The organism is Lentzea sp. NBRC 102530, assembly GCF_030269365.1.
Classification (GTDB): domain Bacteria; phylum Actinomycetota; class Actinomycetes; order Mycobacteriales; family Pseudonocardiaceae; genus Lentzea.
The window spans coordinates 49,200-70,304 of record NZ_BSTF01000008.1; the positions used below are offsets into that span (position 1 = coordinate 49,200).

At 70.8% G+C, this 21,105-nt stretch carries 18 protein-coding genes; 7 read left to right on the forward strand and 11 right to left on the reverse strand.

What is annotated here, in order from left to right:
• Nucleotides 1–3,588 carry a cobaltochelatase subunit CobN gene (gene cobN / locus QSK25_RS22115; RefSeq protein WP_285640841.1) on the forward strand — a complete coding sequence of 1,196 codons (3,588 nt, stop codon included), beginning with the start codon at nucleotides 1–3 and terminating at the stop codon, nucleotides 3,586–3,588.
• On the opposite strand, the gene QSK25_RS22120 is transcribed toward cobN, so the two are convergent.
• Complete coding sequence (locus QSK25_RS22120) at nucleotides 3,528–4,205, reverse strand: helix-turn-helix transcriptional regulator (protein WP_285640842.1); 678 nt, start codon at nucleotides 4,203–4,205, stop codon at nucleotides 3,528–3,530. The genes cobN and QSK25_RS22120 overlap by 61 nt on opposite strands.
• A gap of 54 nt (nucleotides 4,206–4,259) precedes the next feature.
• Here QSK25_RS22120 and folE point away from each other — a divergent pair, with 54 nt between their 5' ends.
• Nucleotides 4,260–4,808 carry a GTP cyclohydrolase I FolE gene (folE, locus tag QSK25_RS22125; protein ID WP_285640844.1) on the forward strand — a complete coding sequence of 183 codons (549 nt, stop codon included), beginning with the start codon at nucleotides 4,260–4,262 and terminating at the stop codon, nucleotides 4,806–4,808.
• Here the strand turns inward: folE and QSK25_RS22130 are convergent.
• Complete coding sequence (locus QSK25_RS22130) at nucleotides 4,796–5,311, reverse strand: EF-hand domain-containing protein (protein WP_285640845.1); 516 nt, start codon at nucleotides 5,309–5,311, stop codon at nucleotides 4,796–4,798. The genes folE and QSK25_RS22130 overlap by 13 nt on opposite strands.
• A 57-nt stretch (nucleotides 5,312–5,368) precedes the next feature.
• Nucleotides 5,369–7,921 (reverse strand): ATP-binding protein, encoded by a 2,553-nt coding sequence (locus QSK25_RS22135; protein ID WP_285640847.1) that lies wholly within the window; start codon nucleotides 7,919–7,921, stop codon nucleotides 5,369–5,371.
• A gap of 280 nt (nucleotides 7,922–8,201) precedes the next feature.
• Between QSK25_RS22135 and QSK25_RS22140 the strand changes: the two genes are divergently transcribed.
• Nucleotides 8,202–10,826 (forward strand): helix-turn-helix transcriptional regulator, encoded by a 2,625-nt coding sequence (locus tag QSK25_RS22140; RefSeq protein WP_285640849.1) that lies wholly within the window; start codon nucleotides 8,202–8,204, stop codon nucleotides 10,824–10,826.
• Here the strand turns inward: QSK25_RS22140 and QSK25_RS22145 are convergent.
• From QSK25_RS22145 to QSK25_RS22155, 3 genes are all read right to left on the reverse strand, one after another.
• On the reverse strand, nucleotides 10,780–11,190 hold the full coding sequence (locus QSK25_RS22145) for a LapA family protein (protein ID WP_285640851.1): 411 nt from the start codon (nucleotides 11,188–11,190) through the stop codon (nucleotides 10,780–10,782). The genes QSK25_RS22140 and QSK25_RS22145 overlap by 47 nt on opposite strands.
• Before the next feature lie 48 nt (nucleotides 11,191–11,238).
• Entirely contained in the window at nucleotides 11,239–11,592 is a 354-nt protein-coding gene (locus QSK25_RS22150; RefSeq protein WP_285640853.1) for a DUF742 domain-containing protein, read from the reverse strand.
• Between the two features lie 216 nt (nucleotides 11,593–11,808).
• Nucleotides 11,809–12,732 (reverse strand): anti-sigma factor RsbA family regulatory protein, encoded by a 924-nt coding sequence (locus QSK25_RS22155; protein WP_285640855.1) that lies wholly within the window; start codon nucleotides 12,730–12,732, stop codon nucleotides 11,809–11,811.
• A 101-nt stretch (nucleotides 12,733–12,833) separates the two neighbouring features.
• On the opposite strand from QSK25_RS22155, the gene QSK25_RS22160 reads away from it, so the two are divergent.
• Nucleotides 12,834–13,655 carry a MerR family transcriptional regulator gene (locus tag QSK25_RS22160; RefSeq protein WP_285640857.1) on the forward strand — a complete coding sequence of 274 codons (822 nt, stop codon included), beginning with the start codon at nucleotides 12,834–12,836 and terminating at the stop codon, nucleotides 13,653–13,655.
• A 37-nt stretch (nucleotides 13,656–13,692) separates the two neighbouring features.
• Here the strand turns inward: QSK25_RS22160 and QSK25_RS22165 are convergent, their stop codons facing one another.
• From QSK25_RS22165 to QSK25_RS22180, 4 genes are read right to left on the reverse strand one after another with little or no spacing between them, the layout of a single operon-like run.
• Nucleotides 13,693–14,328: a GTP pyrophosphokinase gene (locus QSK25_RS22165; RefSeq protein WP_502881889.1), complete on the reverse strand. Its 636-nt coding sequence runs from the start codon at nucleotides 14,326–14,328 to the stop codon at nucleotides 13,693–13,695.
• A gap of 8 nt (nucleotides 14,329–14,336) precedes the next feature.
• Nucleotides 14,337–15,317 (reverse strand): D-cysteine desulfhydrase family protein, encoded by a 981-nt coding sequence (locus QSK25_RS22170; protein ID WP_285640861.1) that lies wholly within the window; start codon nucleotides 15,315–15,317, stop codon nucleotides 14,337–14,339.
• Complete coding sequence (locus QSK25_RS22175; protein WP_285640864.1) at nucleotides 15,308–16,165, reverse strand: ABC transporter substrate-binding protein; 858 nt, start codon at nucleotides 16,163–16,165, stop codon at nucleotides 15,308–15,310. The genes QSK25_RS22170 and QSK25_RS22175 overlap by 10 nt, the downstream gene beginning before the upstream one ends.
• Entirely contained in the window at nucleotides 16,165–16,695 is a 531-nt protein-coding gene (locus QSK25_RS22180; RefSeq protein WP_285640871.1) for an NUDIX domain-containing protein, read from the reverse strand. The genes QSK25_RS22175 and QSK25_RS22180 overlap by 1 nt, the downstream gene beginning before the upstream one ends.
• 178 nt (nucleotides 16,696–16,873) lie before the next feature.
• Here QSK25_RS22180 and QSK25_RS22185 point away from each other — a divergent pair, with 178 nt between their 5' ends.
• Both QSK25_RS22185 and QSK25_RS22190 read left to right on the forward strand, forming a co-directional pair.
• Nucleotides 16,874–17,224 carry a hypothetical protein gene (locus QSK25_RS22185; RefSeq protein ID WP_285640872.1) on the forward strand — a complete coding sequence of 117 codons (351 nt, stop codon included), beginning with the start codon at nucleotides 16,874–16,876 and terminating at the stop codon, nucleotides 17,222–17,224.
• 74 nt (nucleotides 17,225–17,298) lie between these two features.
• Nucleotides 17,299–18,300, forward strand: a complete 1,002-nt coding sequence (locus QSK25_RS22190; RefSeq protein ID WP_285640873.1) for a hypothetical protein — start codon at nucleotides 17,299–17,301, stop codon at nucleotides 18,298–18,300.
• Here the strand turns inward: QSK25_RS22190 and QSK25_RS22195 are convergent.
• Nucleotides 18,290–19,633, reverse strand: a complete 1,344-nt coding sequence (locus tag QSK25_RS22195) for an IucA/IucC family protein (protein ID WP_285640875.1) — start codon at nucleotides 19,631–19,633, stop codon at nucleotides 18,290–18,292. The genes QSK25_RS22190 and QSK25_RS22195 overlap by 11 nt on opposite strands.
• A 22-nt stretch (nucleotides 19,634–19,655) precedes the next feature.
• Here QSK25_RS22195 and QSK25_RS22200 point away from each other — a divergent pair, with 22 nt between their 5' ends.
• Complete coding sequence (locus QSK25_RS22200) at nucleotides 19,656–21,098, forward strand: IucA/IucC family protein (protein WP_285640877.1); 1,443 nt, start codon at nucleotides 19,656–19,658, stop codon at nucleotides 21,096–21,098.
• The last annotated feature ends 7 nt before the right edge of the window (nucleotides 21,099–21,105 follow it).

A 21,105-nucleotide genomic window follows, 5' to 3' on the forward strand; every position in this document is an offset into this window, starting at 1 on the left:
GTGATCCTGCTGCTGTCGACCTCCGACACCGACCTGCTGTCGGCGCGTGCGAGCGGTGCCGAGTACCGGCTCGGCAACCCGGCGCGCACGACCGTCGACGACCTTCCCGGCCTCGTGGAGGGCGTGGACCTGGTCCTCGTGCGCATCCTCGGTGGCCGCCGGATGTGGGAGGAAGGGCTCGACTGGCTGCTGGCCTGCGGACTGCCCGTCGTCGTGCTCGGTGGCGAGATGCAGCCCGACGCGGCGCTGATGGAGCTGTCGACGGTGGCCGGTGGCGTGTGTGCCGAGGCGCACCTCTACCTCGCGCACGGCGGCCCGGCGAACCTCACCGAGCTGCACAAGTTCCTCTCCGACACCGTGCTGCTGACCGGCCACGGCTTCGCGGCCCCCGCCGCCACCCCCACGTGGGGTGTGCTGGAGCGGGAGGAGCCGAAGGCCGAGGGCCCGACGGTCGCGGTGCTCTACTACCGCGCGCACCACGTCGCCGGGAACACCTCGTTCGTGCACGCGCTGTGCGACGCCATCGAGGCCAAGGGCGGCAAGCCGCTGCCGGTCTACTGCTCGTCGCTGCGCACCGCCGAACCCGAGCTGCTCGACACGCTCCGCAAGGCCGACGCACTGGTCGTCACGGTCCTCGCGGCGGGGGGCACGAACCCCGCCAAGGCGTCCGCCGGTGGTGACGACGACGCGTGGGACGTCGGTGCGCTGGCCGCGCTGGACGTGCCGATCCTGCAGGGGCTCTGCCTCACCTCCAGCCGCGAGACGTGGGACGAGAACGACGACGGACTGTCTCCTCTGGACACCGCGACCCAGGTCGCGATCCCGGAGTTCGACGGCCGGATCATCACGGTTCCGTTCTCCTTCAAGGAGATCGACTCCGACGGCCTGACCGTCTACGTCGCCGACCCCGAACGGGCGCTGCGCGTCGCGGGCATCGCGGTGCGGCACGGCCGCCTGCGGCACATCCCCGTCGCCGAACGCAAGATCGTCGTGATGCTGTCGGCGTACCCGACGAAGCACTCGCGCATCGGCAACGCCGTCGGCCTCGACACGCCCGCGTCGACCGTCCGGCTGCTGAAGGCCATGCGCGAGCACGGGTACGACATCGGCGACGAGCTGCCGGGCGTCGACGAGCTCGACGGCGACAAGCTCATCCACGCGTTGATCGCCGCCGGTGGCCAGGACGCGGACTGGCTCACGCAGGAGCAGTTCGAGAGCAACCCGATCCGCATCGCCGCGGCCGACTACCGCGAGTTCTACGAGACGCTGCCGGACGACTTCCGCGAGTCGATGCAGGAGCACTGGGGCGAGGCGCCCGGCACGCTCTTCGTCGACCACTCCAAGTCGAAGGACGGCGAGATCGTGCTGGCCGCGCTGCGGTCCGGCAACGTCGCGGTGATCGTGCAGCCGCCGCGCGGGTTCGGCGAGAACCCCATCGCGATCTACCACGACCCGGACCTGCCGCCGTCGCACCACTACCTCGCGGCGTACAGGTGGGTCGAGTCGAACTTCGGCGCGGACGCCGTGGTGCACGTCGGCAAGCACGGCAACCTGGAGTGGTTGCCCGGCAAGACCGTCGGCATGTCGGCGTCCTGCGGCACCGACGCGGCGCTCGGCGACCTGCCGCTGATCTACCCGTTCCTCGTCAACGACCCGGGCGAGGGCACGCAGGCCAAGCGGCGCGCGCACGCCACGCTGGTCGACCACCTCGTGCCGCCGATGGCCCGCGCCGACAGCTACGGCGACATCGCGCGCCTGGAGCAGTTGCTCGACGAGTACGGCAACATCTCCGCGATGGACCCGGCCAAGGTGCCGGCGATCCGCGCGCAGATCTGGACGCTGATCAAGGCCGCGAAGCTCGACCACGACCTCGGCATGGAGGACCGGCCGCACGACGCGGAGTTCGACGAGTTCATCCTGCACGTCGACGGCTGGCTGTGCGAGGTCAAGGACGTCCAGATCCGCGACGGCCTGCACGTCCTCGGTGAGGCGCCGACCGGCAGCGTCCGCGTCAACCTCGTGCTCGCCATGTTGCAGGCACGGCAGATGTGGGGCGGTCAGGTCGCCGCGCTGCCGGGGCTGCGCGAGGCGCTCGGGCTCACGACGACCGGCCGTGAAGACGTTGACGCCGTGGAGGAAGAGGCCCGCGCGCTCGTCCAGGCGATGGAGGACGCGGGCTGGGACCGTGCGGCCGCAGCGGGTCTGCACGAGTCCGAGGACGTGCGGAAGATCCTCGAGTTCGCGGCCGTCGAGGTCGTGCCGAGGCTCGCGCGCACCACGGACGAGATGACGAACGTCCTGCACGCGCTCGACGGCGGCTACGTCCCGGCGGGCCCGTCGGGTTCTCCGTTGCGCGGCCTGGTGAACGTGCTGCCGACCGGCCGCAACTTCTACTCGGTCGACCCGAAGGCCATCCCGTCGCGGCTCGCGTGGGAGACCGGCCAGGCGATGGCCGACTCGCTGCTGGAGCGCTACCGGTCCGAGAACGACGGCGAGTGGCCGCCGTCGGTCGGCCTGTCGGTGTGGGGCACGTCCGCGATGCGCACCGCCGGCGACGACATCGCCGAGGTGTTCGCACTGCTCGGCGTCCGGCCGGTGTGGGACGACCAGTCCCGGCGCGTCACCGGGCTCGAGCCGATCTCGCTGGAGGAGCTGGAGAGGCCGCGCATCGACGTCACGGTCCGCATCTCCGGCTTCTTCCGGGACGCCTTCCCGCACGTGGTGTCCATGTTGGACGATGCCGTGCAGCTGGTGGCAGCGCTGGACGAACCCGCCGAGCAGAACTTCGTGCGCGCGCACATGTTGCGCGACCTCGAAGAGCACGGCGACCAGCGTCGCGCGACCCTGCGGGTCTTCGGCTCCAAGCCCGGCGCGTACGGCGCGGGCGTGCTGCCGTTGATCGACAGCCGCAACTGGCGCGACTCGTCCGACATCGCCGAGGTCTACGCGGTGTGGGGCGGCTACGCCTACGGCCGTGGCGTCGACGGGATCGAGGCGCGCCAGGACATGGAGTCGGCGTACCGCCGGATCGCGGTGGCGGCGAAGAACATCGACACCCGCGAGCACGACATCGCCGACTCGGACGACTACTTCCAGTACCACGGCGGCATGGTCACGATGGTGAAGGCGTTGACGGGCAAGGCACCCGCCGCGTACGTCGGCGACAGCACGCGCCCGGAGGCCGTCCGCACCCGCACGCTCACCGAGGAGACGTCGCGGATCTTCCGCGCCCGCGTGGTGAACCCGCGCTGGGTCGGGGCGATGCGCAACCACGGCTACAAGGGCGCGTTCGAACTCCAGGCGACGGTCGAGTACCTGTTCGGCTACGACGCCACGACCGGTGTCGTCGCCGACTGGATGTACGAGAAGCTCACCGAGACGTACGTGCTCGACCCGGAGACCCGCAAGTTCATGCAGACGTCGAACCCGTGGGCGTTGCACGGCATCGCGGAACGCCTGCTGGAGGCGGCCGAGCGGAAGATGTGGGAGCACCCGGAGGAGTCCACTCTGGACGCACTGCGGGCCGCCTACCTGGAGACCGAGGGCGACCTGGAAGACGGCGCCGGAGAGATCCGGACGCAGCAGTGACCCGGTGACGGATCGAGGTGGGCGGTCACCCCGCTCGCCTCGATCCCGTCCAGCAGGCCGCTGACGAGGCAGAGGTTCATGCCGCACACCAACTCCGTGTGCCGGTGCGCCAGGCTGTGGAACGGGCAGTTGCGCAGCAGGATCTCCCCGCCCTCGGTCCTGGGCTCGAACCCGAAGGCCGCCAACGCCTCCGTCACGTCACCGGGGGACTTCGCCGCGAGGTCCGCGCCCCACTCGTACGCCCGCCGGTTCAGGATCACCCGCGCCGGCTCTCCCGTGGTCTCCGCCTCCACCAACGCGTCCGTCACGAGATGGCCGACGGCCTCGTAGCGCCTGTCCGGCAACGACACCGCGATCTGCTCGTCCGACCGCCGGTACAGCTTCGCGGGCCGGCCGGCCCCCGGTCCGGACCGGCCGGTGCGGCGCTCGTGGACCACTGTGAGCAAGCCCATCTCCACCAGTTTGTCGAGGTGGAAGGCGGCCGTCGTGCGCGGCAGGTCGACGGCCTGCGCCGCCTCGTCCTTGCTGATGGGGCACGTGGCGGCGGCCACGAGGTCGTAGAGCCTGCGCCGGTTCGGTTCGTCCAGGGCCGCGACGGCGGCGACGGGGTCGGCCATCTCTAAAAACTACTCTTGTTGACTAAATTCGGCCAGCGGATCTACCGTGACCGCATGGACGTCGAAGCGGCGCAGCGGGCGGTAACGGACCTGCTCAAGGCGTTGGGCAAGGACCCGTACTCGGTGCACCTGGAGGACACCCCGCGCCGCGTCGCCGAGGCGTACGCGGAGATGCTGACGCCCCGCGAGTTCACGATGACGACGTTCCCGAACGACGAGGGCTACGACGAACTCGTGCTCGCGCGCAGCATTCCGGTGCAGTCGTTGTGCGAGCACCACATGCTGCCGTTCCACGGCGTCGCGCACGTCGGTTACCTGCCCGGTGAACGAATTCTCGGCCTGTCGAAGCTCGCGCGGGTCGTGGAGATGTTCGCGCGGGACCTCCAGGTCCAGGAACGGCTCACGAAGCAGGTCGCCGACTGGTTGCAGGACCGGTTGCAGCCCTTGGGCGTCGGCGTCGTGATCGAGGCCGAGCACATGTGCATGGCGCTGCGGGGTGTGCGGGTCACGGGATCCCGCACGGTCACGTCCGCGTTGAAGGGCGTGCTGCGGGAGGACCCCGCGTCCCGTCAGGAGTTCTTCACCCTCGTTCAGGCGGCCTGAACTGGCCCGAAGACGTACGAACCGGGCGCGTCCTCGTCGTCGCCCGCCCAGAACTCGGCCCACAGCGTGGCGAACTCGGCGCGCGACAGCCTGCCGTCGCCGTCGAGGTCGAGCACGGTGAAGTCGGTGTCGCCCTCGTGGCCGAGCCAGGCCTCGATCATCACCCGGTACTCGTCCTCGGACACGTAGTCGTCGTTGTCGGAGTCGACGACGCCGAACATCGCGTCGGCCGTGCCCAGCACCGGTTCGATGTTGTCCGGCAACAGGTCCACGACGCTCAGCACGTCGTCCAGCGTCACCCGCTCCGCACCGCCCGCCGCCTGCTGGAGGGTCTCCCACCAGCCGAGCATGACCTGGGTCAGCAGCTTCTCGTCGCTGCCGCGCAACGCGGACCAGCGCTGGGCGAGGAGCCGGAAGTCCTCCTCGGTCAGGTACCCGTCCCCGGTGACGTCCATGGCCCCGAAGACCAGAACCACCTTGCTGCGCTGAAATTCGCTCGCCATGCGACAGGACGATAGGGCCGAAAGTCGCAACCGAACCATCGGCCGAACGGGTCCGAACTAATCAACCAAAAGAGCGTCAGCCAACTGCAAACGGCCTGATACACCCAACTTTCGGTAGATGCCCGACAGCACTCCGGCGACCGATTCAGCGGGCATGAGCAGCGTCGACGCGATCTCGTCATCCGAACGGCCGCGTGCCGCCAACTCAGCGACCTGGTGCTCCACCGGGGTGAGGGCGGTCGGCCCCGTCTGGCGCATCCGCCGGGGCCCGGCGCTGGTGGCCACCAACTCGGAGTAGGCCCGCGCGGCCATCGCCGACGACCCGCACTTCTGCGCCAGGTCCACCGCGTCCCGCAGGGACACGCGCGCACTGGCCGTGTCGCCCTGGCGGCGCACCACCACACCGAGGTCCACCAACGCGCGTGCGAGTTCCAGGCGGGCGGGGGAGCCGCGCAGCACCCGGACGGCCTCCTCCAGCAACGTCCGCCCGGCCGAGCCCGCCGTCACCCGGCCCGCCGCGCGCAACGCCATGCCCAACGCCCGCGGCGCACCCCACTCGCGGGCCAGCGCGACCTCTTCCAGCGCCCACTCGCGGGCGCGTTCCCCGTCACCCATCGCCGCGCACGCCAAGGCCGCGCCGGAACGCCACGACAGGGCCGCCGGGTTGCGGTACGGCCAGGCCGCGCAGTGCCGTCCGGCGGCCAGGAACGCTTCCAGTGCCTCGTGGTCGTCGCCTCGCGCGGTCAGCACCCGGCCCCGCACGGTCAGCACGCCGCCGAACGACCACACGCGGCGGGTGTCGTCCGTCGTGGCCTCGGCGATCACCAGGGCTGCCTCGTCCAGCCTGCCTTCCTCCAGCAGGATGTCCGCGAGCAACGCCGCGTGCCAGGCCGTCACCGCGTGCCAGCGGCGGTCCTGCCGCAGGTGGACGCCGGCGGTCTCCAGGTCGGCGCGGGCGGAGGCGAGATCTCCCTTGCGGCGCTGGACGTTCGCGCGCATCACGTTCGTCAGCGCGCGCAGCACCGGTGCCTGCGCGCGGTCGACCTCGTCCAGCACGGCCAGCGCCTCGTCCAGCGAGTCGGCGAGGTTCAGCGTCATCGCCGACGCGAGCGACGCCAGCACGCCGTCCGTCGACACCAGCCGCACGGCCTCCGACGCCCTGATGTCGCCGACCATCACGCGGTGCAGCACACCGGCGGGGGAGTCGAGCGAGACGGCGGACGGCACCGCCTCCTGCCACGCCAGCCCGTGCACGGCCAGATGTGCCTCGGCGCAAGGGGAACCGCCCAGGACGCCGCGGATCTCCGCGGGTTCGCCGTCGGCGTGCAGCGCGTACGACAACGCGATCGCGGACTCGACGTCGTCCACATCGGACTGGTACGCCTCGCGCAGCCGGGCCGTCGCGCCCGGCAGGTTGCCGACCAGTTCGGCGATCCCCAGCAACCGCAACGCCCTCGACGGGTTCGCCACCGGTTCGCGCAACGCCCGCCACAGCAACCGGGCGGCACCGGCCGTGTCGCCGTGGCTCACCGCCTCCTGGGCCGCGCGGTCGAGCACCTCGCCCGCCCACGGTTCCAGGCCCGGCGAGGTCTCCAGCAGGTGGTCGGCGACCGCCCGGTCGGACGCACCGTGCGCCCGCAGCGACCGCGCGGCTCGCAGGTGCAGGGCGGCCCGCGCGGGAGCGGGCATGTCGTCGAGCACGGCTGGTCCGGCCACGCCGAGCAGTTCCACGGTCCGGACGGCCTCGGCGAGCTCGACCGGGCTCAGCCGCGTCAACTCGGCCAGCACACCGGGATGCGGTGACGGTCCCAGCGCCGCGAGGCAGTGCGCCGCGGCCACCACCGCGGCGGGACGGCGGCGCAGCCGGGCCGCCATGATCTCGCCGGACACCTCCGCACCGCGCTGCGCCACCCGCCACGCGGCCTCGGCGGTCGGCGGCACCGCGTCCTCGGCCAGCGCCTTCAACAGCCGGGTCACCGTCAACGGGTTGCCGCTCGTCGCCTCGAAGCACGCGGTCACGAACTCGGGTGCCGGCGCACCGAGCGCCTCGGACACCAGCAGACCGACCTCGGCGGACGTCAGGTTGTCCAGCGTGATCCGCTGGCACGCCGCCATGATCTCGCCGAACGACGGGTCGTCGCACCGCTCGCCCACGCCCAGCGACAGCACCAGCGCGACCGGCAGCCGTTGCACCCGCAAGGCCAGGTAGGCGAGCCAGCGCACCGTCGCGGCGTCGGCCCAGTGCACGTCGTCCACGACGATCAGCAGATCTGCGCGCGCACCCAGTGCGGCGACGAGCCGGTACACGCCGTGCAGCACCGGAAACTCGGCGGCCGATGCGGTGAGCCGCAGCGCACCCAACGCCTCGGCGGGAACGAGATCCGGGTCCACCAGGTCGAAGAGCTGTGCCACGATCCCAAATGGAAGATCGCTTTCCAATGCACTTCCGCGAGCGCGCACGACGTGCCCGCCGGAGGCCTCCCAGCGTGCCGCGAGGTCGTCCAGCGCGGCCGTCTTCCCCGTGCCGGGAGCGCCTTCCAGCACGGTGGTCGTGCCCGCCGCCACCTGATCGCTGATTCCGGCGCACCACACTTTCAGCCGGTTTTCCAAGATCTCTCCACAATCCGCCGCTGAAAGTATCAGCGGAATTGATGCTAGGAGAAAGAGCGCCACTTGCCCAGGTAAAGCTTCCTGCGCTATGGGCGTCTCAACAGGACCGGTCCACGTATGATCCCGCGGGCAACTACCCGAATGGGTAGCGGCAGCTTCACGATCGGCCCGTGAGGTCGTCCCAACGGGCTAGACGCGACGGCTCGGGGGTGGTCGTCGCGAGGGTCGTTGTGGTAATGCAGCGCTTGTTCTCCGCCGCCGCGGAGCGAAAGGAAAATGCGTGTCGGGGAATCGTGACGGGGTGTTCCGCGGCCGTGAGGGAGAACGGGACCTCCTGAACGGTGTGCTGGACGAGGGCACCGGGGTGGTGCTCGTCGACGGCGCGGCCGGAACGGGGAAGACCCGGCTGCTGGCCGAGGTCGCCGCCCTCGCCACGCGCCGCGGGTTCGCGGTCGCCACCGCGCAGGACGAGCTGGACCAGCCGTTCCTGCTGGCACGCCTCGCCGAACGGCCACCGGACGGCCCGACGCTCGTCGTCCTCGACGACCTCCACCTGGCCGAACCCGGCACGCTCGCCGCGTTGCGCGCGTTGTTACCCGCCTCCACCCGCGAAAAGGTGGTCTGGCTGCTCGCCCGCCGCCGAGGCGAGGGCGCTGACCGCCTGTTCGCCGCCGCCGCGGGGCGGGGTGCCGTGCGGATCGACCTGCGTCCGCTGGCGGACGACGTGGTCGAGGACCTCGTCACCGACCTCGCGGGCGGTGTTCCCGATGACGACCTGAAAGCGCTTGCCTCGACCGCGCAGGGCAATCCGGCCGCGCTGATCGGGCTGTTCGCCGCACTGGCCCAGGACGGGCAGGTCGTGGTCGCGAACGGCCGGGCAGCGTTGCGCACCGATCGTTCCCCGCGCGCCACCGAGGCGTTGCTGCGCGACCGCGTGAGTGCGTTGAGCGGCAAGGCCAGGCACCTGGTGCAGGTCGCGTCCGTGCTCGGCCCGCGCTTCGAACCCGGTGACGTGGCGGAGATGCTCGCGTCGAGCACCGCGATCCTGTTGCCCGCGCTGGACGAGGTCATCGGCGCCGGCGTCGTCACCTCGCTCGACGACAGGCTCGCGTTCCGGCACGAACTGCTCTGGCGCCTGGTCGCCGACTCCGTGCCGCAGCCCGTGCGCCGCGCCCTGCACCGCGAGGTGGGCGAAATGCTGCTGCGGCGCGGGGATTCCGCCGTCACCGCCGCCAGACACCTGCTGCACGGCGCCCAGCGCGGTGACGCCCGGTCCATCGACGGGCTCGTCGCGGCCGCGAAAGCCGTGCTGTGGAACGCCCCGGAGGCCGCCGCCGAACTCGCGGTGCGCGCGCTGGAGCTCACCGACCAAGCGTCTGCTTCGCTGGTGCACCGCACGGTCATGGCGGTGAGAGCGCTCACCGCCGCCGGCAGGCTCACCGCCGCGCAGGCCCTCGCGCAGGAGGCGTTGTCCCGCCAGGTGTCCCCGGAACCGGCCGCGAAGCTGCGGCACTGCGTCGCCACGACGTTGCTGCTCGCCGCCCGGCACGCGGAGTCGCTGGAGATCTCCGAGGCGTTGCTGCGCGAACCCGACCTGGCCCCGGAACTCGTGCCCTGGGTGGAGATCACCCGGCTGATGGCCCTGCTCGGGCACGACCGGAGCCGCGCGGAGGAACTCGCCGAGGTCGTCGTGCGCACCCATCAGGGCTCTCCGGACGACGTGCTGGCGACGGCGCTGGCGGTGCTGGCCGCGATCGCCCGCGACACCGGCCGGCCCGGTGCCGCACTGGAACTCGCCCGCGCGGCGGCGCGGTCGAGCACCTCGCACGACCTCAGCGCCTACCCGCAGCTGCTGTTCGCGACGCTGCTCTCCGGGCTGCGCGAGTTCGCCGACGCCGACACGGTGGTGCGGCGGGTGCGCAGCGGGCCGTCCGCGGTGGTGACCAGGGAGGTCATGACCTCGGTCGTGCAGGCCAGGATCCTGTTGCAGGCGGGGCGGATCGAGGAGGCGGCCGCCGAGGCCCGCGCCGCCCTCACCGTCGCGGAGGAGACCGGGCACGAGACCGTCGTCGCGCCGGCGCTCGCGGTGCTCGCGGTGGTCGCGATCCACACCGGCGACCTGCCGTCCGCGATCGAGCACGTCGAACGCTGCCGCGACCACGTCTCCGCCGACGGGATCGTCTTCTCGCGCGCCTACTACCAGTGGACCGACGTGCTGGTCACGTACGTCGGCTCCGGCCTGGAGAAGTCCCTGGCCCTGCTCACCGACGAGTACCCGGGGCTGGTGTCGTCGGGCCTGTTCGCCGAGGAACCGCGCGCCGCCGGGTGGTTCACCCGCCGGGCGCTGGAGGCCGGCGACGAGCGGCTCGCCCAGGCCGTGGTGGGCCGCGTGGAGCGGCTCGCCGAGGAGCATCCGGGCTTCCCGGCGGTCACGGCGGCCGCGGTGCACGCGCGCGGCCTGTTCGACGCCGACGCGAAACTGCTGGAACTCGCCGCGCAGCAGCACCTCGACCTGTGGGCGCGGGCGAACGCGGCCGAGGACCTCGGCGTGCTGCTGGCCGGCTCACCGGACCGGGCGGAGTCGGTGCGGGCGCTGGAGAACGCGCTCGCGATCTACCGGGAGATCGGCGCGTCCCGCGACAGCGCGCGGGTGCTCGGCCGGCTGCGCAAGCTCGGCCGCAGGCGCCGGGCCGCCCCGGCGCGACCTGCATCCGGATGGTCCAGTATGGACGACACCGAACGGGCGATCGCGAACCTGGTGGCGAAGGGGCAGACCAACCGGCAGATCTCGACGCAGCTGTTCATGTCACCGCACACGGTGAACTTCCACCTGCGCAAGATCTTCCGCAAGCTCGGGATCAGCTCACGGGTCGAGCTGGTGATGAGGTCGCGGGACGACCAGTGACCCGCTTGGCCTGACGGCGCAGCTGCAGGATCCGGGCGGCCCCGACGATCGCGACGAGCAGTGCGCCGCCGATCGCCGCGAACAGCAGTGCGACGCCCAGTGGAAGGCTGAACTGGCCCCACAGGAAGTGGATCGTCGCGTTGCCGCCGTTCTGCAGGATGAAGACCAGCAGGAACGTCAGCACCACGATCGCCACCAGCACGGCGATCCAGGTGCCGCTGATCCGGGTCGGCCGCAGCTTCTTCGGTGCGGCCGCCGGAGCAGGCGGCACGGCGGGCGGAACGGACTCGCGGCCGGTCGGGACGGGGTCCGTGACCGGGGCCGTGACCGGCGTCTTCGGGGTCTCGTCGCTGGAGGTCGCCACAGGAGGATTATCGGCGACCAGGCGTGATCCCGCGCGCTGGCGAACGGGTCACAACTTGCGCAACCCGGACAGCACGCGTTCGAGCAGAGCGATGTTGGGCTTGTCGCTCGGTTCGTGCACCGCGACCAGGTTCAGCGTGATCAGGTCGCTCAGCAGCACCCGCGTGACGCCGAGCGGGATCTTCATGAGCGCCGAGATCTCGGCGACCGACCGCGGCTGCAGGCACAGCCGCATCATCGCCGCCTGGTCGTTGTTCGCGCGGTAGAGCCGGTCCTCGTCGGTCGAGAGCAGCGTTTCCAGGCGAAGGTCGTGACGGGCCGTGGTGCGGCCGCCGGTGCGGGCGTAGGGGCGGATCAGCGAACTGTCCCTCGCGGGGACCTCTGGTGCTTCGTCCTCTTGCACAGGCCACTCCGGTGGCGGTTCCGGTGGGCGATGGCGCAACGGTTCCTGACGGGGCAGTTGTTGCGTCTCCGCGCCGTTGAAGTCTCCACTTCCGTCGGCGTGCAGCCGTCTGCGGGTCGCCGGAGACCCGAATCGGGCCCCCGTGTAACCGATTTCCGTCGCTTCCTCGTCGTGCACGTGCTCAAGCTATAACGAGATCGCCCAAATGTATGTGGATCAAGTCGCCTTTTTGTCAGTCAGGTCGAATCTGACTTGGATTGCGGTGCCGCTTGACGTCGTTTGGGTGCGGACAAGGTCCGCCAAACGGTTGACAAGCAACAGACCGCGACCGCCTGGTTCGTTTGCGTGAACAGGGGTGCGGCCAGCCAGAACATCGGTGATGTGTCCGTTGTCGTTGACTTGGCAAACAATACTTCTGCTTTCCGCCCACACGCGGACCGTGCTCTCGCCCCCGCCGTGCCGCACGCTGTTGGTCGCGAGCTCGGTGACCGCGAGGGCGAAGTCGTCAACTCTGTCCCGGGTGAGTCCGTGCTTGGTTGCTTGTTCACGGGCGAATGCCCGCACCGCTGCCATCGCGCCGGCACCGACCGAGGTGCTCGCCGCGTCGACCGGGATGGTCAGCGGCAGGGAGTGGGCGGCGACGACCACCCGCGCGGGGTGGAAGTGGTCGCTGGGGCGGTGGCCGCTCGCGTCGATCACGACGGGATGGGTCTTCTCGGCGTCGGCCAGGACGTCGTGGGTGAGGTCCGTGGTGTTGTAGGGGCACAGGATGCTCAGGTCACGTCCGCTGAACGCGTAGTTGACCAGCGCCTCGTGCAGCGCGCACGCCGGGTACTCGACGTCGGTGCGCAGGTCCCACACCGGCTCGCTGATGATCCGGACGGCTCCGCGGTGCCGGTCGGCGAACGCGCGGAGCTCGGGGATGATCCGGCCGGGGTTGCGGCCGGTGTCCGCCATGTCGATGAACGTCACGAGGTGGGCGAACCCGCTGAGCGCCTCCCGCAGCAGCCCGAGGTTCCTGCTCGGCACCGCCACGGCGACCGGCTCACCGTTCGCGAGACCCTCCACGACGAACGGGACTGTCCCGTCGATGTAGGAGTCGTCATCGCTGTAGAACAGCGCCGGATGTGCGAACGTCATGTGCCACCTCTCGTCAACGTCCCAGGATCCCCACCCGGTGCGTTGCCCAAACCATCATTTCTTGACTCTGACACCGTGTCAGCCCCTACACAGGAGCAGTCATGTTCACCATCGGAGACTTCGCCCATCTGGGGCGCGTGTCGGTGCGGATGCTGCGCCACTACGACGCGGTCGGGTTGCTCCCGCCGGCGCACGTCGACCCGTCCACGGGCTACCGCTTCTACACCGCCGCCCAGCTGCAACGCCTCAACCGCCTGCTCGCGCTGAAGGACCTCGGTCTGACGCTCGACCAGGTCGGTGTCGTGCTCGACGAGAAGCTCTCCGTCGAACAGTTGCACGGCATGTTGTCGTTGCGGCGCGCCGAGCTGCGGCAGCAGATCCTCGCGGACGAGTTCCGCCTGCGCCGCGTCGAGGCACGTCTCCGCGTCATCGAAAGAGAGGGCGCCATGCCCACCGACGAGATCATCGTGAAGCCCGTCCCCGCCGTCCGGGTGGCCCGGCTGTCCGCCACCGCCGCCTCCTACGGCCCGGAGGACATCGGCCCGGTCATCCAGCCGCTCTACCCGCAGCTCTTCGAACGCCTCGGGCGCGCGGGCGTGCAGCCGTCCGGCTACGGCATCGCCACTTACGAGCCCGCCGAGGGCGACGCCGTCGTCGTGCACGCCGGGGTGACCGTGGCGGTCGAGCCGTCCGCCGGGTACGACTTCGACGTCGTGGACCTGCCGGCGCTGGGGGAGGCGGCGACGATCGTGCACCGCGGCACCATGGACGACGTCGACACGTCGTACCAGGCCGTGGCGGCGTGGATCGAGGCGCACGGGTACCGGCAGAACGGGTTCGCCCGCGAGGTGTACCTGAACTACGGCGAGGGCGACCCGGCGGACTGGGTGACCGAGCTGCAGCTGGAGATCACCAAGCCGTAGCACCTCTCCGGGTGCCGGAAGACGCGGCGGAGGGGCGCTAGTCGGGGTGGATGCGCCGGTGGAGCGTCTCCATCCGGTCGTCCAGCTGTGCCGCGATCATCGCGGTCGACATCAGCTCGCCCACGAACTCCGCGGGCGGGCTGTCGTCGTACTTGTAGAAGAGCTTGTGCTCCAGCGTCGCCCAGAAGTCCATGGCGATGGTCCGCAGCTGCACCTCGACCTTCACGTGCTCGACCCGGTCGGACAGGAACACCGGGATGCGCACGATGAGGTGCAGGCTGCGGTAGCCGTTCGGCTTCGGCTGCGCGATGTAGTCCTTGGTGCGCAGGATCTCCACGTCGTGCTGCCGCGCCAGCATCGCGCTCACGCGGTACACGTCCGACACGAACGGGCAGACGACGCGCACTCCCGCGATGTCGTCGAGCCAGTCGCCGATCGCGTCGAGGTCGAGCGGGAAGCCCTTGCGCCGCAGCTTCTCCAGGATGCCCTCGGGCTTCTTGACGCGGTTGGTGATGTGCTCGATCGGGTCGTGGTGGTGTACCGCGTCGAACTCCTCGCTGAGGATGCGGAGCTTCGTCATCAGCTCCTCGATCGCGAACTTGTAGACGAGCAGTCCTCGTTCGAGATCACGCAGCACACCCAGGTCGTCGGCCAGATCGGTCACGCCGTCCAGAGTACTGATCACGCCGGTCCGAACCGGGCCACCGCCTCCGGCGCGTAGCCGTAGAAGCCCGGAAGACCACCTGTGTGGAGGAACACGAGCGGCACGTCGGACCGCGGCGCGAGCTCGCGGAACTTCACCGCGGCCTTGCCGGTGTAGACCGGGTCGAGCAGGACGCCCTCGGTCTCGGCGAAGAGCTTCAGCACGTTCCACATCTCCGGCGTCGGCACGCCGTAGCCCGGCCCGATCGTGTCGTCGGTGACGGTGACGTGGGCGAGCTCCGGCGCCGGCTTGCCGAGGAGTTCGGCGGCGGCGGTGGCGAGGGCGTGGAGTTCGTTCGTGGCGTCCTCGGCCGTGTGCGAGACGCTCGCGGCGTGCACGGTGCCGGACCAGCCGAGCAGTTCGGTGCCGAGCGCGATGCCCGCGGCCGTGGCGCCGGAGCCGTCCGGGACGACGATGGTGGCGTTGTCGACGCCGAGTTCGTGGAGTTGCCCGACGAGTTCGGCGGCGGCGGCGACGTAGCCGAGGGCGCCGAGACCGTTCGAACCGCCCACGGGCAGCGTGACGGCCTTGTCGTGGTTGATGCGCTCGTACGCGGCGACGGTCTCCTCGGCGTCGCGGCAGACGTGCACGGTGGCGCCGAACATGTGGTCCAGCACGACGTTGCCGGAACGCTCGTAGGCGTCGCCGGTCATCGGCACCTTGGCCGTGAGCACGAGTTCGCACCTGAGTCCGAGCTTCGCGCACGCGGCCGCGGTCTGCCGGCCGTGGTTGGTCTGCAGCGCGCCGAACGTGATGATCGTGTCCGCACCCTGCTCGATCGCCTGGCCGAGCAGGAACTCGAGCTTGCGCAGCTTGTTGCCGCCCGCGCCCAGGCCGTTCACGTCGTCGCGCTTGATCAGCACGGGCGGACCGCCGAGCGCGGCCGCGAGCCTCGGTGCGGCTTCGAGCGGGGTCGGCCAGTTGCCCAGTGCGACTCGGGGGAACGCGCTCAGGTCCATGCCGGGAGCTTAGATGCCTCCTGCTCGGTGACCTCGCCGATGCCGTGCAGCACGTGCGCCAAGACCTCGATGCCGCGCACCACGCGAGGACCTGGCCGGTTGAAGTACGACGGTCCATCGAGGACCCACGTCTGGGGCAGCGGTTCGTCTGGCAGCTCCCGCATCGTCCGTTCCGGCGGGAACCCGCACGGCATCAGCAGGACGACGTCCGGGCGGGCGTCGTGCACGGCCTGCCAGGTGACGGGACGGGTGTGCTCGCCGGGTTCGGCGAGCAGAGGTGTGCCGCCGGCCTTCGTGATCTGCTCCGGCACCCAGTGACCCGCGGGCCACACCGGGTCGAGCCACTCGATCGCGGCGACGCGCGGCCGGTCGAGGTCCTCGGTCCGCGCCGCGACCACGTCGATCCGGTGGCGCAGAGCGGCGATCTTCTCCGTGCTGTCGACGCCGAGGACGTCGCCGACGGTCCTGAGGCACCGCAGCACCTCGTCCAAAGTGGAGGGTTCGAGGCTGAGGACGGTGGGGCCGATGTCCATCAGCCGGACCGTGTCGCTCACCCTGCGGTAGGAGATCGCGCAGACGTCGCAGAGGTCCTGGGTGAGGATCACGTCCGGCTTCAGGTCGTGCAGCAGGCCGGCGTCGAGGCCGTAGAGCGACGAGCCGTGGTGGACGGTCGAGTTGATCTCCCGGCTGCTCGCGGTGTTCTGGTCGACGCCGGTGCTCGTGACGACCGGCACACCCTCCACGCCGGCCGGCCAGTCGCACTCGTGGGTGCGGCCGACCAGGTGGTCGAGCAGGCCGAGTTCGGCCACCACGTCGGTCGCCGCGGGCAGCAGCGAGACGATCCTCATCAGACCTCCCGGCCGAACTCGGCGTACTTCGTGGAACCGCTCTCCTGTGCCGCGACGGCGAGGGTGAGCCTGCGGTGCAGGGACGGGTAGATCCTCTCGCGGGCCTCGTCCAGCGTCAGGTAGACGACACCGGCGAGTTCCGGGTCGCACGCCACGGCGTCGTCGAGCACGCCGCCGTCGAACACGAACTGGTGGCAGTCGCGCCAGACCCCGTTGCGGGGCGTCCAGTCGACCACCAGCAGTGCCCCGAGTGAGAGCGCGACCCCGAGCTCCTCCCGGACTTCCCGCAGCGTCGCGGCCTTGGGCGATTCGTCGTCCTCGGTCATGCCGCCGGGGATGTCCAGCACCGCCTTGTAGGTCGGCACGACGAACAGCACGCGTCCGGTGGAATCGCGGATCAGCGCGCCGCCCGCGGCCGTCTTGGTGGGACGGCTCGACGCGACGCCGGGCACGAACTCGAGTTCGGCCGGACCCTCGTCGAGGACGTCGGCGGCGAACGAGGCGGGGTCTCCCGCGTGAAGTGCTGACACGAGTTGATGATCACACCACCGAGTGAATCGCGCACCCGCTGTGCAGCGGTTTCGCGCTGGTGGGCAGATGTCCGGAAGGTGACGGTCTGCAACCAAACGACCGAGGAGTACCCTTGGCCCTGTAACTCCGTGCGATCAATCGCCGATGTCCGAGGCAACATCGGTGGAGGTGACGCCAATGGGGGCAACCGGTGCCTCCCAGCGCAGACATGACGGCAGATCGGCGCCGTGGTCGGTGGTCGGACTGACCGTCGTGTTCGTCGTGGTGGCCCAGGTCCAGTTCGCCATCGCGGTCGCGGAATCGGTCTGGTGGCCGGCCGTGGTCGGGGTGCTGCTGCTGGCCGCGGCGATCGCGTTCGTGAAGACGGCGCGCAGGCTGCGCTGGGAAGACAGCGACCCGTACGAGGCTCCGCCGCAGGTGGCCCAGCCACTGCCGGCCGAGCACCACGAGAGTCACGTCGACGCCGACGGAAGCCTGGCCAGGGCGGTGGGCGAAGTCGTCTACGCGTCCCGGCGCTGGCGGGCCTGACGGGCGCGTGAAGCGGCGACCGGGCCACGGGGTGGCCCGGTCAGTTCGTCGTGAGCACCGGGTTGAATGAGATCATGCCGACGTCCGCCGAGTGGCTCGCCGTGCGCGCCCACCTCCTCGAACACCGTCACCGGCTGGCCGTCGAGGCCGTCGCCGAGTACCCGGACGTGCCCAGGGTCGCCGGGACGCCGCTGCTGACGTCACCGGACTGGATGCCCGCCGAGCCGGTGCCGCTGGCGGAGCTGACCCTCGAGCTGCAGGAGTCGCCCGGACTGCCCGCGCTGCCGGTGGCCGCGGTACCCGACGGGTTCGGCAGCTACTCCGCCGCGATGGCCGCGCTCGCCTCGCCGACGGTGTTCCAGAACCGCGAGACCTACCGGCTGCTCGGCTTCACCGGGCGGCACCTGACGTTCGGGCTCGGCACCTACTTCGACGGCATCGACGTCGGGGAGGCCTGTGCGCACGAGTACGCGGGTAAGGCCGAGGGGCTGCCGTTGCGGTCGGCCGTCGGTGATCCGTGCGACCCGCGGCGGCGGCCGGTGAACGTCGCCGTCAGCACGCTCACCCTGCGGCACGACGAGGTCTCCGGCGAGGCGACGTTCTACCTGCACTGGCGGGACCCGAAACGGGTCGGGCACGCGGGCGGGATGTTCCAGGTGCTGCCGGTCGGGGTGTTCCAGGGGACGTCCGACGCCGACTTCTCGTTGTGGCACTGCATGATCCGCGAGTTCGCCGAGGAGATGCTGGGAGCAGAAGAGATCCACTCGGTCGACTACGACGCGTGGCCGTTCGCGCGGGAGCTGACTGCGGCGGCCCGCGTGTTCTACCTCGGGATGGGCGTCGACCCGTTGACGTTCGCCACGGACATGCTGACGGTGGCCGTGATCGAGGCCTCCCGGTTCGACGCGTTGTTCGGGGATCTGGTGTCCCACAACGAGGAGGGCCAGGTGCTGCGCGGACTTCCGTTCACCGCCGAGAACGTCGAGCGGTTCGTGCACCGCGAACCCACCCAGGCCGCCGGGGCCGCGCTGCTGTCGCTGGCGTGGCGGCACCGAGAGGCGTTGCTCAAGCCCTGAACGGGTTCGGCAGGTAGGCCCACTTCTTCGTGCCGGGGTCGAGGCGCATCAGGGTGAGCGGCTTGGCGGGCAACGGGTCGTGCAGCAACGCGTGCCGGTCCGGGGTGTCCGGGATCGTCTCGGCCACCGCGGCCCACAGGTCGGCCGGGTCGGCGTCGAGCGTGTCGACCAGGCCGGTCAGGGCGGTGGCGAAGAACGTCGCGAACGTCTTGGTGCGCAACGCCTCCTGGTCGGCGTGCAGGCGCTGGGGCAGGTCGGGGCGAGGGCTGACGCGGATGTCGGCGAGGTCGCGGTAGACCACCCGGCTCGGCCTGCCGTCCACCAGGCCCAGCACCAGGTTCTGCTCGTGCGCCTCCAGGGCGACGCCGCGGGCGAGCAGCGTCATCAGCGGCGGCACGGTCAGTTCGGCGAACTCCGCGAGCCACTCGACGGGGTCGGGGATCGTGTGGTGGCGCAGCGCGGCCAGGGGCAGCAGGGTTTCGCCCTCGCGTGGCACGAGCCGGTCCCGGAGGACCACGCCGAGCCTGCGGTCCGGTTCGCCGTCGGTGAGGACGGCGGCGGACGCCCTGTTGTGCTGCAGTTCGATGCCCTCGACGGCCGAGTCCAGGAACTCCGAGACGGTCGTGGCGGTGGTGATCGAACCCGCCGAGATGTCCCGCACGGCCGAGGTGATCTGCGCGCTCAGCGTCGTCTTCACGTGCCAGGGACCGGCCGAGAGCGTGCGCAACGCCATCAGCGGGCTGGCGTCGAGGGTGCCGGTGGTGCTCAACCCCAGCCGGGCCGCCTGCCAGGGGTGCACCGGCAGCAGGACCCGCTCGCCGTCGCGCAGGTCGTCCGGCCAGTCGCCGAACGTCACGTGCTCTGCCGCCGAGTGCAGGGCAAGTCGCACGATCGGGCGGTGTTCCGGGCCGTACGCGAGGTGGTCCGCCGCCGTGAACCCGGTGCGGTTGCGGCAACACGGGTGCAACGGGTGGCCGTCCACGACGCTCTGCTCGTGCTCCTCCAGGGTCCTTTCCAGGAATGGCGTGGCGATCGGGCTCGTCGTGCGGGACAGGGCCAGTCCGGCCACGCTGTGGGCGACCTCACCGATCAGGTTCTCCGAGTCGCGCCAGCGTTGGGCGGTGAGGAGGTCGACCGGGTGGTCGAAGGCGTCCGGGTCGGCCCTGACCTGCGGCAACGGTTCGATCGCGAACGCCCGGCGCAGGCGTGCGAGAACGGCCGCACGGGCCCCCGGCAGCTCCGCGAGGAATCTTTCGGCGCGGTTTTCCCCCAGTGCGGCGAGGAAGTCGGACTCGATCGGCGTGTGCGTCAGAATGATTCGATCCTGACACATCGCCAGAGGGAAGCGGACACCGGTGGAAGCGATCACTGATCCCGACGGCATCACCGCGACGGCGTTGCTGAACTGCCTGCGCCGCGAGGTGGGGGAGTGGGCGGACGGCACGCTGCGGCTGCCTCGCAGCGGCACGCTGCTGCGGGCGCGGGAGGGGCGCTGGCTGTCCGACCCCGAGGTGTTCACCGGTTCGTGGCAACCGTTGGCGTGGCACGAACTCGCCGTGCTCATCAGCAAGGAGCTCGGGGACCCGCCGGTGGGGTTCCTGGACGAGATCGCGGGCTCGCGCTCGGCCATCGCCGCCCTGCTGGACGCCCGCACGGCGCCGCCCGCCGACCTCTACCGGCGGTCCGAGCAGGCGCTGGTGGCGGGGCACCGGTACCACCCGGCGCCCAAGGGCCGCGGCGGCCTGCCCGCGTCGGAGTGGCTGCCGTACTCGCCCGAGGTGCACGCGAGCTTCCCCTTGGCACGATTGGAAGGCGCGTTCGTCGACGACGGCGAGGTGCCGTTCGCCCGGGGAGTGCTGCCGGCGCACCCGTGGCAACTCTCCCTGCTGGGGCTGGAAGGGGACGTCAGCGGGGACGAGGTGTGGCCGACGTCGTCGGTGCGCACGGTCTACGACCCCGCCGCCGACCTGTTCTACAAGTTCAGCCTCGACGTGCGGATCACCAACGACGTGCGCCGGTTGTGGGAGCACGACCTGCGCTGGATCCCGCCGCTCGCACGCCTGCTCAGACCGGTGTTCGCGGACATCTCCTCGGTCTTCCCCGGTGCGTCGTTCCTGATCGACCGCGGCTACCGGACCTCTCCCGAGGCCTTCGAAGGGCTGGCCGTCGTGGTGCGCGACGGCGTCCGGCAGCACGTGCTGCCCGGTGTGACGCCGTTGCTGGCGGCGGGGATCAGCGAGGGGTTCGACGGGAACCCGTTGGACGGCTTGGACCCCGACGGTGCGCTGAGGTGGTTCCGGGAGTACGTCTCGGTGGTCGTGCCGCCGGTGCTGCACGCGTTCTTCGCGCACGGTGTCGTGATGGAGTGCCACCTGCAGAACGTCCTGGTCGGGGTCGACGGTGCCGGGCTTCCGGTGCAGGCGGTCTTCCGCGACCCGGAGGGCATGCGGCTGCTGCCCCGGCACGCGGAGCTCTTGTCCTCGATGGACGGACCGGACGGGTCGCGCGGGGTGTCCGAGGCCAAGGGCTGGGAGCGGCTGCAGTACTGCCTGATCGTCAACCACCTGATCGAGATCGCCGGTGCGGTGCTGGACCGGCACCCCGGCATCGACGTGTGGGGCGAGGCACGCGCTGTTTTCGCCGCCTACGGCCGTGAACACGGCTCACCCGAGTCGCTGTCGGCGTTGCTGGCTTCGCCGTTCGTCCCGGCGAAGGCGAACCTGCTGCTGCGCTGGACGCGGGCGGAGGGGGCGGCGAGCCGGTACGTCGACTGCCCGAACCCGTTGTACCGGAGTTAGGCCACGA